At 73.2% G+C, this 13,329-nt stretch carries 8 protein-coding genes and 1 pseudogene; 5 read left to right on the forward strand and 4 right to left on the reverse strand.

Going from position 1 to position 13,329, the window contains the following annotated elements:
- Window positions 1-138 precede the first annotated feature (138 nt).
- Window positions 139-2,001: a serine/threonine-protein kinase gene (locus HUT06_RS43750; protein ID WP_254715035.1), complete on the reverse strand. Its 1,863-nt coding sequence runs from the start codon at window positions 1,999-2,001 to the stop codon at window positions 139-141.
- 137 nt (window positions 2,002-2,138) lie between these two features.
- On the opposite strand from HUT06_RS43750, the gene HUT06_RS07435 reads away from it, so the two are divergent.
- Window positions 2,139-2,774, forward strand: a complete 636-nt coding sequence (locus tag HUT06_RS07435) for a TetR/AcrR family transcriptional regulator (RefSeq protein ID WP_176195032.1) — start codon at window positions 2,139-2,141, stop codon at window positions 2,772-2,774.
- Window positions 2,775-2,888: 114 nt separating this feature from the next.
- Here HUT06_RS07435 and HUT06_RS07440 read toward each other — a convergent pair whose 3' ends face one another.
- Window positions 2,889-3,071, reverse strand: coding sequence for a hypothetical protein (locus HUT06_RS07440; RefSeq protein ID WP_176195033.1), 183 nt, complete (start codon window positions 3,069-3,071; stop codon window positions 2,889-2,891).
- Window positions 3,072-3,304: 233 nt separating this feature from the next.
- On the opposite strand from HUT06_RS07440, the gene HUT06_RS07445 reads away from it, so the two are divergent.
- A complete protein-coding gene (locus HUT06_RS07445; protein WP_176195034.1) occupies window positions 3,305-3,643 on the forward strand; it encodes a PadR family transcriptional regulator in 339 nt (112 codons plus the stop codon).
- On the forward strand, window positions 3,640-4,377 hold the full coding sequence (locus tag HUT06_RS07450) for a hypothetical protein (RefSeq protein WP_176195035.1): 738 nt from the start codon (window positions 3,640-3,642) through the stop codon (window positions 4,375-4,377). Before HUT06_RS07445 ends, HUT06_RS07450 begins: the two co-directional genes overlap by 4 nt.
- A 21-nt stretch (window positions 4,378-4,398) precedes the next feature.
- On the opposite strand, the gene HUT06_RS07455 is transcribed toward HUT06_RS07450, so the two are convergent.
- On the reverse strand, window positions 4,399-7,869 hold the full coding sequence (locus tag HUT06_RS07455) for an AAA family ATPase (protein WP_176195036.1): 3,471 nt from the start codon (window positions 7,867-7,869) through the stop codon (window positions 4,399-4,401).
- A gap of 239 nt (window positions 7,870-8,108) precedes the next feature.
- Here HUT06_RS07455 and HUT06_RS07460 point away from each other — a divergent pair, with 239 nt between their 5' ends.
- Entirely contained in the window at window positions 8,109-11,486 is a 3,378-nt protein-coding gene (locus HUT06_RS07460) for a pyruvate carboxylase (RefSeq protein ID WP_176195037.1), read from the forward strand.
- A 60-nt stretch (window positions 11,487-11,546) separates the two neighbouring features.
- Here HUT06_RS07460 and HUT06_RS07465 read toward each other — a convergent pair whose 3' ends face one another.
- The gene (locus tag HUT06_RS07465) at window positions 11,547-12,167 is read right to left on the reverse strand and encodes a TetR/AcrR family transcriptional regulator (RefSeq protein ID WP_176195038.1); all 621 of its coding nucleotides are present in this window, start codon (window positions 12,165-12,167) and stop codon (window positions 11,547-11,549) included.
- Window positions 12,168-12,358: 191 nt separating this feature from the next.
- Between HUT06_RS07465 and HUT06_RS07470 the strand changes: the two are divergent.
- Window positions 12,359-13,261: pseudogene (locus HUT06_RS07470) on the forward strand (RNA polymerase sigma factor); the annotation flags it as partial.
- Window positions 13,262-13,329: the final 68 nt, after the last annotated feature.

The following is a 13,329-nucleotide window of genomic DNA, read 5'->3' on the forward strand; positions in this document are numbered from 1 at the left end:
CGGCTCTCACAACGAACGGGCACGCCCGAACGGCGGCGGGTCGGCTCCGGAACACCGAACGTCGACCCGGCCGCGGTACGGACGGGCACCAGATCGCACACAGGCCACCCCGGCGCGAGGGTGGCCTTTTCCTTTCGCTCAGCCGCAGTTGCCGTAGGGGGCGCTGCGGCCGTTGCCGCCGAACCTGACGCAGACCCCGGGCGCCTTCACGTACACCGGCCCCGCGTACCAGGCGAACGACCCGCTGTCGGCGATCGAGCTGCCGCCCTTCTTCTGGATCCACACCGACACGGGCGACTTCTTGCCGACGTTCACCGTCTTGATGGTGACCGCGCAGTTGTAGCCCGAGCTGTTGTAGAGCAGGTAGGCCCTGCCACCGGAGACGCTCAGCGACCGCTGCACGTAGTAGCCGCTCCCGTGGCCGCCGCTGTTGCACGCCTGCTGCGGTGTGTACTTGTTGGCGGGCTCCCGGGCGGGGGTTCCGCCGCCATCGTCTCCGCCACCGCCACCGGTGCCCGGTGTGGGCGCGGGCTGGCCCGGCTGCTGCGGTGCCCCCGGCTTCTTGGACGGGCCAGGGGACGCGGGGTTCCCGCTCTTCTTGCTCTGCGGCTGCCCGGACTTCTGCTTGGACGGGTTCTGCGCGGCGTTGCCCGCACTGCCGGTGGCCCCGCCGCCTTGCTGTCCGGCCTGGTTCTCGTCGGAGGCGACGGTCTGCCGGTCTCTGCCCTTGTCGTCGCCGCCCCTCGTCGCGGCCCAGGCGGCACCGCCCGCCAGGACGACGGCCACCGCCGCCGCGGCCGCGATGGGCACGATGAGGCGTCCGCGCTTCCTGCCCTCAGGCCCGTGCTGACCGTGCGGACCGTGCGGCGCGCCGGGCGGGACGGGAGGGACGGGCGGTGGTGCGCCGTGCACCTGGCCCGGCATGGCCGGCGGCGGGTTCAGCTCCTCGTAGGGCGGCGGTTGCGGGGCCGTCCTGTTCCGGGGGGCGGACGGGTCCGTGACGTGGTCGGGGGGCAGCAGGGCGCCCGCCATCGCCGACGGGGAGCCGTGCGGGTCCGTCGAGCTCCGCGGCGCCCCCGCACCGGGCTCGGCCGCCGCGTCGGCGGGCAGACCGGGGAAGGCGGGCGGCGGCGGGACGGGCGGTTCGGCCGCGAACGTCCCGCTGGCGGCGCCGACCAGCCGCTCCTGCGCCTGGCGCGCGGTCGGGCGCTGCGCCGGGTCCTTGGCCAGGCACGCCAGGACGAGTCCGCGCATCGGTTCCGGCAGGTCGCCGAGGTCGGGCTCGCCGGTCAGGATCCGGTGCATGACCGAGGCCATCTCGTCGTTCCCGAACGCGGGACGCCCGGTGAAGGCGAACCCCATCGTCGTGCCCCACGCGAACATGTCGGACGCGGGGCCGACCTCGCCGCCCGTGAAGTGCTCGGGCGACATGTAGGCGGGCGTGCCGACGTTCTGGGTCTCGCCTGCCGCGCCCAGCGCGCGCGCCACGCCGAAGTCGATGACGCGGGGGCCGTCCGGGCCGAGCATGACGTTGTGCGGCTTGAAGTCGCGGTGGACGATGCCGGCCTGGTGGATCGCGGTGAGCGCGGTCAGGGTGCTGATGGCGAGGCGCTCCAGCGCGCCGCCCGTGCGCGGGCCCTCCGACCGCACGACATGGTGCAGCGACAGGCCCGGCACGTACTCGCTGACGATGTAGGGCTGGTCGCCCGCGACGTCCGCGTCGAGCACCTGCGCGGTGCAGAACCGCGCCACGCGCTTGGCGACCTCCAGCTCGCGGACGAAGCGCGCGCGGGCCGACTCGTCGCCGGCGAGGCCGCCGTGCAGCAGCTTGATCGCGACGTGGTCGGCGGGCTGGACCGGTCCCGTCGCGCCGACCCGCCGACCGAGGAAGACCGCGCCCTGGCCGCCCTCGCCGAGGCGGCCGAGGATCTCGTATCCGCCCAGCTCAGTGGGGTCGCCCGACCTCAATGGAAGGGCGTCCGGCATCGTCCTGTCCGTCACACCACTCGCTCCCCGTCGCTTCCGGCTCGTCCGCAAGACCGTGCGGCAAGACTATTGGGCACACGATGGTAGGCGCTCCGCGCGCTCGTCGACGCAAATAGGACTATAGTCCGGTTGATTTCGACGAGGAGGCGCCGATGGACCGGGGACCCGCGAGCGGTCGGCGCGTCGACCTCGAACTGATGCGGACGCCGCCGCCCAAGGAGCGCGCCGACGCCGCCCGCAACCGCGTGAAGGTGCTGGACGCGGCGGCCGGGCTCTTCGCCGGGCAGGGGGTCGAGTCGGTCTCGATGGACGCCGTCGCCGCCGCGGCGGGCGTCGGCAAGGGGACGCTCTTCCGCCGCTTCGGCGACAAGGCGGGCCTGGCGGCGGCCCTCCTGAACCAGCGCGAGCGCGATCTGCAGGATGCGATCCTTTCCGGCCCGGCCCCGCTGGGCCCGGGCGCCGGGGACGCGGCCGTCCCGCCGTCCGACCGCCTGCACGCCTTCGCCGACGCCTACCTCGACTACGCGCTGGACCACCTCTCCCTGCTGCGGATGTCGGAGACCGCCGCGCCGGGAGCGCGCTACCGCATCGGCGCCTACGGGTTCTGGCACCGGCACCTGACGATCCTTCTCGACCAGCTGGGTGAAACGGACGCGGAGGCCACCGCGCATGCGCTTCTGGCCGTCCTCGGTGCGGAGCACCTCGCCGCGATGGTCGACGGCGTAGGGGCGGAACGCGCGCGCGCCGCCGTCCAGGCGCTGTACAACATGCACCCCGACCGGCCCTGACCGCGAGACGACGAAACCCCCGTGCGCGATGCACGGGGGTTCGGCGTCACATGCTCGACCAAGACCAGGTCGGGCCGGACCGGACCAGCTGCCGGAGGGTGCGGGGGGCGGAGGTCAGGCCGGGTCGGGAGTCTGCCGCTCGGGGCGGGACTCCTCCCGGCCGTCCACTTTGCCCGGTGGTCCCTCCAGGGCGTGGTTGCGTTCCAGCTGGGCCGCCACCGCGAGGGCGCGCAGCGACGTCGTCTTCACGTGTTTGCGTCCGTTGGTGGAACGGGTGCGGGGGATGCTGCTGGGCACGGTTCACCTCCATGGGTCGTGGACATGGGTGCTACCCGGTTCGCCGGTGTTCGCACGGTAGTTGCAACCGCAAGATCCTTCCGGCTATTCCGAGTGATCGTTCCGTTTATGCGCGTCCGGTTCCGGCCGCCCCGCCGTGCCACAGACTGGGCTCGCTACCTAGGTTGTATTCCTAACTAGGTTGCCCTACCGTATAGATCGTTGCGCAAACCCAAGAGGAGGTGCCGTCGGACATGGCCGTCGACCGCCGGGCCAGCTGGCTCAAGGGCGTCCTCGACCTGCTGGTCCTCGCCGGGCTGACCCGCGGCGAGAGCTACGGGTACGAGATCGCCAAGACCCTCGCCGACGCCGGGCTGGGGCAGATCAAGGGCGGCACGCTGTACCCCGTCCTCAACCGGCTGGAGGAGGCGGGGCTGGTCTCCTCGGAGTTCCGCGCCGCCGACCGCGGCCCCGGCCGCCGCTACTACCGCCTCACCGCCGCGGGCGGCGCGACGCTCACCGAGCAGAGCGGCCTGTGGCTCGCCTTCGACGAATCAGTGCGGAAGATGCTCACCCAGGGAGCGGACCGATGACCAACCCCTACTTCGACGAACTGACGCGGCGCCTGCGCGGCCGCGGCCTCCCCGAGAAGGAGATCACCCGGACCGTGGCCGACCTGGCCGCCTTCGCGGCCGAGTCCGGCACCGACCCGGAGCAGGAGTTCGGTACGCCGGACGAGTTCGCCGCGCAGCTCGCGGGAGCGGGCGAGCCCGGCAGCGCCCCCGCCGGCGCCGCCGCCCCGCCGGCCTCGGCCGAGACGTGGACGTGGCGGGCCGACGCGTTCCACGAGCGCGAGGTGCTCAACCGCTACGGCGACGAGGGCTGGGAGGTCGAGCGCGTCGACTCCGTCGGCCGCTTCGTGAGCCGCCGCACCGGCGACCACCCGCTGCGCTGGGAGTACCGCCGCGAGACCGCGCTGCCCCGCAACCGCGCCGCCGTCGCCGAGCGCCTCGCGCCGGACGGCTGGGAGCCGTGCGGGTCGTGGTTCCACTTCGAGTACTTCAAGCGCCCCAAGGCGGTCATGCTCGGCCTGGAGGGCGAGCTCGACCTGCCGCCGGAGGCCCCGGCCCAGGCGACCTACTGGAGCAGGCGCTTCTATCTCTTCCTCGCCGGCTACATCGCCCTCATCGCCGCCGTGTGCACGGCCTGGATCGTCTTCGCGCTGGACGACTCGCGCTCCACCTTCATCGGGGGCTTCCTGGCCGGCGGCGTGGTGGCCGTCGCGCTGGTGGGCCTGCGCCTATGGCAGGCCCACCGCGCGCATTAGCGGCGCTCCGGGCGACCGGCGCTACAGGTAGAGGCCGGGGCTCTCGGACGGTCCGGACGAGCCCGGCCCGTGCGGCCGCAGGTCGGCGGCCTCCAGCGCGGCCAGGTCCTCCGGGCCGGAGGCCGCGGTGAGCCGCCCGGCCTGCACGGCCAGGGCGTCGTCCAGCAGGTTGCGCATGAGGCGGCCGTTGCCGAACGACGGGCCGCGCGGGACGTCCCGCAGGATCTCGCGGAGCCGGCCGGGGACGTCCGGCGCCGGCCGGAGCCCGTCCCGCGCCGCGAGGTGCTCGAAGATCGCGACCAGCTCGCCGTCGGAGTAGTCGGGGAAGGCCAGCCGCCTGGGGAAGCGGGACCGCAGCCCGGAGTTGGCGTCCAGGAAGGCGTCCATCTCGCGCTCGTAGCCCGCCGCGATGACCACCAGGTCGCCGCGGTACTCCTCCATCAGCTGGACGAGGGTCGCGACGGCCTCCCGCCCGTACTCGTCGCCGGCCAGGGCGTACGCCTCGTCGATGAACAGGATGCCGCCGAGGGCCTGCTCGACGGCGGCCCGCACGCGCGGCGCGGTCTGGCCGACGTAGGCGCCGGCGAGGTCGGCGCGCGTCACCTCGACCAAGTGCCCGGACGACAGCAGCCCCAGCTGCGCGTAGACGGACGCGACGAGCCGCGCCACGGTCGTCTTGGCGGTGCCGGGGTTGCCGGTGAACACCATGTGCCGGGCCGGGGCGCCGACCGGCTGCCCGGCGGCGCGCCGCAGGTCGGCCGCGCGGGCCTCGGCGGCGAGCCGGCGCACCTCCTCCTTGACGGACGCGAGCCCGATGAGGGCGTCCAGCTCGGCGAGCGGGTCGGTGGCCGGCGGCACCCGCGTGGCGCCGCCGAGGCCGTCCGGGATGTCGTCGGCGCGGAGGTCGGCGAGGTCGGCGGCGGTGGGCGCGTCCAGCGCGGTGACGCGGCGCGCCTGCAGCGCGGTGGCGCGCTCGCACAGGTTGCGCATGACGCGCGCGTTGCCGAAGGCCCGGCCGCGCGGGGCGCGCCGCAGCAGGCCGGCGACCTTGCCGCGCGCGCCGTCCGACACCGCGAGCCCGGCGGCCGCGGCCTGCCCGGTGAAGATCTCCATCAGCTCGGCGTCGCTGAAGTCGGGGAACCGGACGGTGCCCGGGAACCGGGAGGCCAGGCCCGGGTCGGACGCGACGAACCGCTGCATCTCGCGCTCGTACCCCGCGACGATGACGACGAGGTCGTCCCGATGGTCCTCCATGCCCTTCAGCAGCTCGGCGACGGCCTCGGGCCCGTAGTCGTCCTCCGAGCCCGTCGGCGCCAGCGCGTACGCCTCGTCGATGAACAGGACGCCGCCGACGGCGCGCTGCACGACGGCGCGGGTCTTCCCGGCGGTCTCGCCGACGTAGCGGCCGACGAGCCCGGCGCGGGACGTCTCGACCAGGTGCCCGGACGACAGGACCCCGAGGTCCTTCAGGACGCGGGCGAGCAGCCGCGCGACGACGGTCTTGCCGGTGCCGGGGCTGCCGGTGAACACCATGTGCCGGGCGGGCGGCGCGGGGACGGGCAGCCCCGCGTCGCGGCGCATCCTCGCGGCCTTCGCGGCGGCGACGAGCAGCTCGATCTCCTGCTTGACGGTGCCGAGCCCGGTGAGGGCGGCGAGTTCGGCCATCGGGTCGTCGCCGGTGGTGTCGAACGAGGGGGGCACGTCGGCGTGCGTCACCACGATCTCCGCACCGGGTTCCGTCCGTGCGCGGGCGGCCTCGACGACGGTGTCGGCGAGGTGCTGGGCCAGGCGGGCGTTGCGCAGGTTCCGCACGGGCGGCGTGCGGACGAGCAGCTCACCGGCGGCGGTCAGGGCGCGCTTGTGCGCGCGCGCCCCGCGCTGCTGGATCGCACGGTTGAACAGCTCCGCGTGACCCTCGGCGCTGAACGGATGCGTGGGGACGATCTGGAACCGCAGCGCCAGCGCAGGGTTGACCTCGCGGATCCGTTCGTCGCCTCCCGGCTCGCACATGACGACGACGTGCAGGTCGTCATGTGCGTCCAGGGTGCGGTGCAGCTGCTCGACGATGGCCTCGCCGCTCTGCGTGTCGTGGGACATGTCGTCCAGGCCGTCGATGACCATCAGCCGCACGCCGGCGCAGTCGCGGGCCTCGGCGTAGAGCTGGCTGGTCGCGGCGGAGACCTCCTTGGCGGCGAAGAAGTCGCCGGCCAGCCACAGCGGCGGCTCCATGATGCCGTGCCGCTGGACGAGCTCGGCGACCTCCTGGGCGGCGTCCCGCTTGCCGGTGCCGTCCGGGCCGACGAGCATCAGCCGGACCGGGCCGTCGCCCGCCGCGATGTCCGCCAGCGCCGCGACGACGTCCGGCTGCCCGATCAGGTCCGTCCCGATCTCGGCGGGGCCGCCGCCGCTCCGCCGCGCCGGGGCCTTGCCGAGGCTCGCGGCGAGCGGGTTGGCGACGCGGCGGCGCGGGGTGAACAGGCGGCGCACGTCGTCCTGGAACCCGCCGACGGGGAGCCACACGGGGTCGGGCGAGCGCGCCGGGCCGGGCAGGCCCTGGACGCAGCCGGTGAAGCGCGCCGCCATGTCGAGCCAGCCCCGGCAGGCGTCGGCGGCGCCGGCGCCGAGGGCGCGGCCGAGCCACGCCCATTCGTCCGAGCACCACTCGTCGGGATCGAAGGAGGAGCTGCGGGCGTCCTCGAATTGTCCGAGCAGTTCGCCGTACCTGTCTTCGGTGAGGACGACCGACAGTTCGGCCGGGACCTGCTTGAGCCCCGCCTGGAGGAGCAAGTGGACGAGCAGCCCGTCGGCGGTCTCGCCGTGCGGGGCTACCTCGCGCAGGTGCTCGTGGACGGGCAGCAGCCCTGAGCACACCCATTCCAGATAACCGATGGGGCCGGCCAGTTCGGGCAGTACGGCGAGGACATCATCGTCGGCCTGCGCGGCCCACGCGTCGCGCCGCTTCTCCAAGGGCAGCGCCAGCCAGTTCCCGGGCGGCGGGTCGTCGAACAGCCGGAGCAGGGCGCGTCGCCGCCGCTCGAACGGCTTCAGGCCCTTGAACACGTCCGCCGCCTCGCGCGCCAGGGTGAGGGCGAGTTCCTGGTCGCCGGTCTCCTCCAGCCAGTCGAAGGGCCGGAAGGCGCCCGCACCGGCGCTCCAGTCGACGTCGTCCTCGCCCGGGTCCAGCGGCTCGCGCATGTAGGAGCCGAAGACCTCGTAGTACAGCTTCGCGCTAGAACCGGACAGGACGGCCGCGCCGCCGGGCAGGAAGCCGAGCATGGCCATCATCTCGGCGACGATCAGCGGTGCGGGGGCGTCCATCAGCCCGTGCTCGTCCACGGTGAACCCGGCGCAGCGCGGGTCCTCGGCGAGCGCGTCCACCCGGCCCCGGACCTCGTCGAAGAACCCGTCCGGGACGCGCCACGGACGGGACGCGTACAGGTCGAGGACGGGCTCGTCCGCGACGAGCAGTTCCAAGTGTTCCGGCAGCCGCACCGCTGCTCCTCCCCGCAGTCCACGAAACAGGGCGAAAGCCTAGCGATCCGGGGGTTTGCGGGGGCCGGACCCAGTGCGGCCGGAAGCGGAACCCGCCACCATGAGAACAATTGCGCGTTTTTCCCGCAAAGCGTCATCTGTCACTTTGTTCACGCGTCCGGGCCGCTGTGCGAGGCTCGCCGGACCGCTCAACTGGGTAGGTATCCGACGCGCCCATGCCTTCTCCGGGGAGAGATACGTTGATCAGAAAGCTGCTCGTCGCCAACCGGGGCGAGATCGCCGTGCGCGCCTTCCGCGCGGCCTACGAACTCGGCATCGCCAGCGTCGCCGTCTACGCGCACGAGGACCGGCTGTCCCTGCACCGGCAGAAGGCGGACGAGGCCTACGAGATCGGCGAGCACGGCCACCCCGTCCGCGCCTACCTCGACGTGGACGGCATCGTGGAGACCGCCCTGCGGGTGGGCGCCGACGCCGTCTACCCGGGCTACGGGTTCCTGTCCGAGAGCCCCGAGCTGGCCGAGGCGTGCGAGCGCAACGGGATCAAGTTCGTCGGCCCGCCGTCCCGCGTGCTCAGCCTGGCCGGCAACAAGATCGAGGCGGTCGCGGCGGCGCGCCGGGCCGGCCTGCCCGTGCTGCGCTCGGCGACCCCCGCGCCCGGCGAGGAGCTCGCGGCCGCCGACGAGGTCGGCTTCCCGCTGTTCGTCAAGGCCGCGGCGGGCGGCGGCGGGCGCGGGCTCCGCCGCGTCGACCACCGCGACGAGCTGGAGGCCGCCGTCGACACCGCGCGCCGCGAGGCGGAGAGCGCGTTCGGCGACCCGACCGTCTTCCTGGAGCAGGCCGTGGACCGGCCGCGCCACATCGAGGTGCAGATCCTCGCGGACGGCGAGGGCCACATCGTCCACCTGCGCGAGCGCGACTGCTCCGTGCAGCGCCGCCACCAGAAGGTCGTGGAGATCGCCCCCGCGCCCCGGCTCGACCCCGTCGCGGCGCAGCGCCTCTGCGAGGACGCGGTGAAGTTCGCCCGCGAGATCGGCTACGAGAACGCGGGCACCGTCGAGTTCCTCGTCAACGACCGCGGCGAGCACGTGTTCATCGAGATGAACCCGCGCATCCAGGTGGAGCACACCGTGACCGAGGAGGTCACCGGCGTCGACCTGGTGCAGAGCCAGCTGCGCATCGCGGGCGGCGAGACGCTCGCCGACCTCGGCATCGCGCAGGACGGCGTGACCGTCAGCGGCTTCGCCGTGCAGTGCCGCATCACCACCGAGGACCCCGCGAACGGCTTCCGCCCCGACACCGGGAAGATCTCGGCCTACCGCTCGCCGGGCGGCGCCGGGGTGCGGCTCGACACCGGCACCGCCTACGGCGGCGCGATCATCTCCCCGCACTTCGACTCGCTGCTGGTGAAGCTGACCTGCCGGGGCCGGACGTTCGAGGAGGCGGTGCGGCGCGCGCGCCGGGCCGTCGCCGAGTTCCGCATCCGCGGCGTCGCGTCCAACATCCCGTTCCTCCAGGCGCTGCTGGACGAGCCCGACTTCCGCGCGGGCGGCGTCACCACGTCCTACATCGCCGACCACCCCGACCTTCTGACGGCCCGGTCCAGCGGCGACCGCGCGACGCGGCTCGTCCGGTACCTGGCGGACGTCACCGTCAACAAGCCCCACGGCGACGCGCCGACCGACCTGGACCCGTCGACGAAGTTGCCGCCGCTCAACATGGACGCGCCCTTCCCCGAAGGGTCGAGGGACCGCCTCCTCGCCCTCGGCGCGCGCGCGTTCGCCGAGCAGCTCCGCAACCAGAGCGCCCTGGCCGTCACCGACACCACGTTCCGGGACGCGCACCAGTCGCTCCTTGCGACGCGAGTACGGACCTACGACCTGCTCACCGCCGCGCCTTACCTGGCGCGCATGACCCCTGAGCTCCTCTCCGTCGAGGCATGGGGCGGGGCGACGTACGACGTCGCGCTCCGCTTCCTCGGCGAATCGCCTTGGGACAGGCTGGCCGCGATCCGTGAGGCCGCCCCGAACCTGTGCATCCAGATGCTTCTGCGGGGCCGCAACACCGTCGGCTACACCCCGTACCCCGACTCCGTGGCGCGCGCCTTCGTGAAGGAGGCGGCCAGTACGGGCGTCGACATCTTCCGTGTGTTCGACGCCCTGAACGACATCGAGGCCATGCGTCCGGCCATCGACGCGGCCCTCCAGACCCACGCCCTGGTCGAAGGCACCCTCTGCTACACGGGCGACCTCTCGTCCCCAGGCGAGAACCTCTACACGCTCGACTACTACCTGCGGCTCGCGGAGCAGCTGGTGGAGGCGGGCGTCCACATCCTGTGCATCAAGGACATGGCCGGCCTGCTCCGCGCACCCGCCGCGCGCACCCTCGTCAAGGCGCTGCGCGAGCGGTTCGACCTGCCCGTCCACCTCCACACCCACGACACGGCCGGCGGGCAGATCGGCACCTACATCGCCGCCATCGAAGCCGGTGTCGACGCCGTCGACGGCGCCGCCGCACCGCTTTCGGGCACCACCAGCCAGCCGCCCCTCCAGGCGATCGTGGCCGCGACCGACTTCACCGACCACGCGACCGGCCTCGACCTGGACGCGCTGACCGTCATGGAGCCGTACTGGGAGGCCGTCCGCAAGCTGTACGCGCCGTTCGAGATGGGGCTGCCGTCGCCGACCGGACGCGTCTACCGGCACGAGATCCCGGGCGGGCAGCTGTCCAACCTGCGGCAGCAGGCGGTCGCGCTCGGCCTCGGCGACCGCTTCGAGGAGATCGAGCGGCTGTACGCGGCGGCGGACGCCATCCTCGGGCGGCTGGTGAAGGTCACCCCGTCCAGCAAGGTCGTCGGCGACCTGGCCCTGCACCTCGTCGCCGCAGGCGCCGACCCCGACGACTTCGCCGCGAACCCGGAGCGCTACGACATCCCCGACAGCGTCATCGGGTTCCTCAACGGCGAGCTGGGCGACCCACCGGGCGGCTGGCCCGAGCCCTTCCGCACCAAGGCCCTTGCCGGACGCCAATACACGCCGCCCAGGGCCGAACTGGACGGCGCAGAAGAGAAGGCCCTGGCCGGGCCAGAGGTCCGCGACACCCTCGACCGGCTCCTCTTCCCCGGCCCGGCGAAGGACTACCGCGAGGCACGCGCCGCTTACGGCGACCTTTCCGTCCTGCCCACCGGCCCGTTCCTCTACGGCCTGCGCACCGGGCACGAGGTCGCGTTCGACCTCGAACCCGGCGTCCGCGTGCTCGCCGGGCTGGAGGCGGTCGGCGACGTCGACGAGGCGGGCGTCCGGCAGGTCATCTGCACGGTGAACGGGCAGCTCCGCACGCTGTCGGTCCGCGACAAGTCCGTCGTCTCGGACGCGCCGCCGGTCGAGCGCGCCGACCCGTCCGAACCCGGCCACGTCGCCGCGCCCTTCGACGGCTCGGTGACCCTCCGCGCCGCCAAGGGCGACACGGTCGCCGCCGGCGACGTGGTCGCCACGATCGAGGCGATGAAGATGGAGGCCGCCATCACCGCGCCTGTGGCGGGCACCGTGACCCGTCTGGCCGTCCCCGAGGCAACCCCGGTTCAGGCGGGCGACCTCCTCCTGGTCATCCAGGAGGCTTAACCCGATACCCGGCGGGGTCTTGCGGCGTCCAGGCGGTGCGCCGCGAGACCCCGCTGCGCTTTAGCGCCGCGCGTAGTCGTTGAGGGACGGGGACAGTAGGTCGAAGGCGGTGCGGGCCGTCTTGGTGAGGGCGGCGGCTATCTCGTCGTTGGTCTCGCCGGTGAGGGTGCGGCGCAGGGTCTCCTGGAAGAGGAAGCGGTGGACGGCGCCGAGCTGCGCGGCGACCAGCCGGGGCAGGGGGTCGTCCGGGGCGGCGCCGGTCTGCTCGGCGAGGGCGGCGGCGAGGGCGTCCTCGCGCTCCTCGTGGAACTCGCGGAGGCGGGCGACCAGCGCGGGGCTCTCGACGATCATGCGGGCGAAGTCCGGGCCGGAGAAGCCGATGACCGGATCGTGCCGGTCGGCCGCCGCGAGGAACGCGCGGCGCAGCGCGGCCAGCGCGGACTCGCCGGGGGCGCGGGCGGCGACCGTGCGGGCGAGCAGGCCGGTGAACTCCTCGTGCAGGTCGAGTGCGAGGTCCTCCTTGCGCGGGAAGTAGTTGGTGACGGTCATCTTCGCGACCTGCGCCGCCGCCGCGACGTCGGCGATCGTCACCCGGTCGAAGCCGTGCCGCAGGAAGAGGCGCGTCGCCTGGTGCGAGATGTTCTGCCTCGTCTGCTGCTTCTTCATCTCCCGCAGTCCCATGCGGACAGCATCGCATACCAACCTAAGTTTGTCATTGACACATCTCTAGGTTCGTCCTAAGTTTATGTCGCAAGGCAGACGGGTACCGAGATCGGGTGACCCGTTCCCTCCCGGCCGGACGAGCAAAGGACACCGCCCTGAACGCCAGCCACGCGCCGAGCGCGTCCCCCCGCGCGACCGTGAACCTCGTCGACCCGATGAAGGACTACCTGTCCCGCATCGGGCGCACCCCGCTGCTCACCGCCGAGCAGGAGGTCGACCTGGCCAAGCGCATCGAGGCCGGCCTGTTCGCCCGCGAACGTCTCGAAACCCTCGGCGACGACCTCCCCCTCCAGGACAAGGAGGACCTGGAGTGGATCGCCGTCGACGGGCGCCGCGCCAAGGAGCACATGGTCGAGGCGAACCTCCGCCTCGTCGTGTCGCTCGCCAAGCGCTACATGGGCCACGGCCTCCCGCTGAACGACCTCGTCCAGGAGGGCAACCTCGGGCTGATCCGCGCGGTGGAGAAGTTCGAGTACCGCCGCGGCCTGAAGTTCTCCACCTATGCCGTCTGGTGGATCAAGCAGGCGATCAGCCGCGCGCTGGCCGACCAGAGCCGCACCATCCGCATCCCCGTGCACGTCGTCGAGGTCCTCAACCGGATGACGCGCGTCCGGCGGCGGATGATGCAGGACCTCGGCCGCGAGCCCAACTCGCAGGAGCTGGCCGTCGAGCTGGACATCACCCCCGAGAAGGTGGAGTGGCTGCGGCGGCAGGCCCGCGAGCCGCTGTCGCTGCACACCCCGCTCGGCGAGGACGGCGACGGCGAGCTCGGCGACGTCATCGAGGACCCCGACGGCGGCGACCCCGCCGACGTCGTCGCGTCCTCCATGCTGCGCGGGCGGCTGGACGCGGTGCTGGAGACGCTCACCGAGCGCGAGGCCGGCGTCATCTCGATGCGCTTCGGGCTGTCCGGCGGCGAGCCGAAGACCCTGGAGGAGGTCGGCAAGGTCTACGGGGTGACGCGCGAGCGCATCCGGCAGATCGAGTCCAAGGGCATGCACAAGCTGCGCCACCCGTCCCGCCGGGAGACGCTCGCCGACCTGCTCGGCTGAGGTGAACTCCTGAGTGCGGCCCGGTTCACGCGGTGAACCGGGCCGTCGAATTCTCACGTATTGGGATG

The sequence above is a fragment of the Actinomadura sp. NAK00032 genome, assembly GCF_013364275.1.
GTDB lineage: Bacteria > Actinomycetota > Actinomycetes > Streptosporangiales > Streptosporangiaceae > Spirillospora.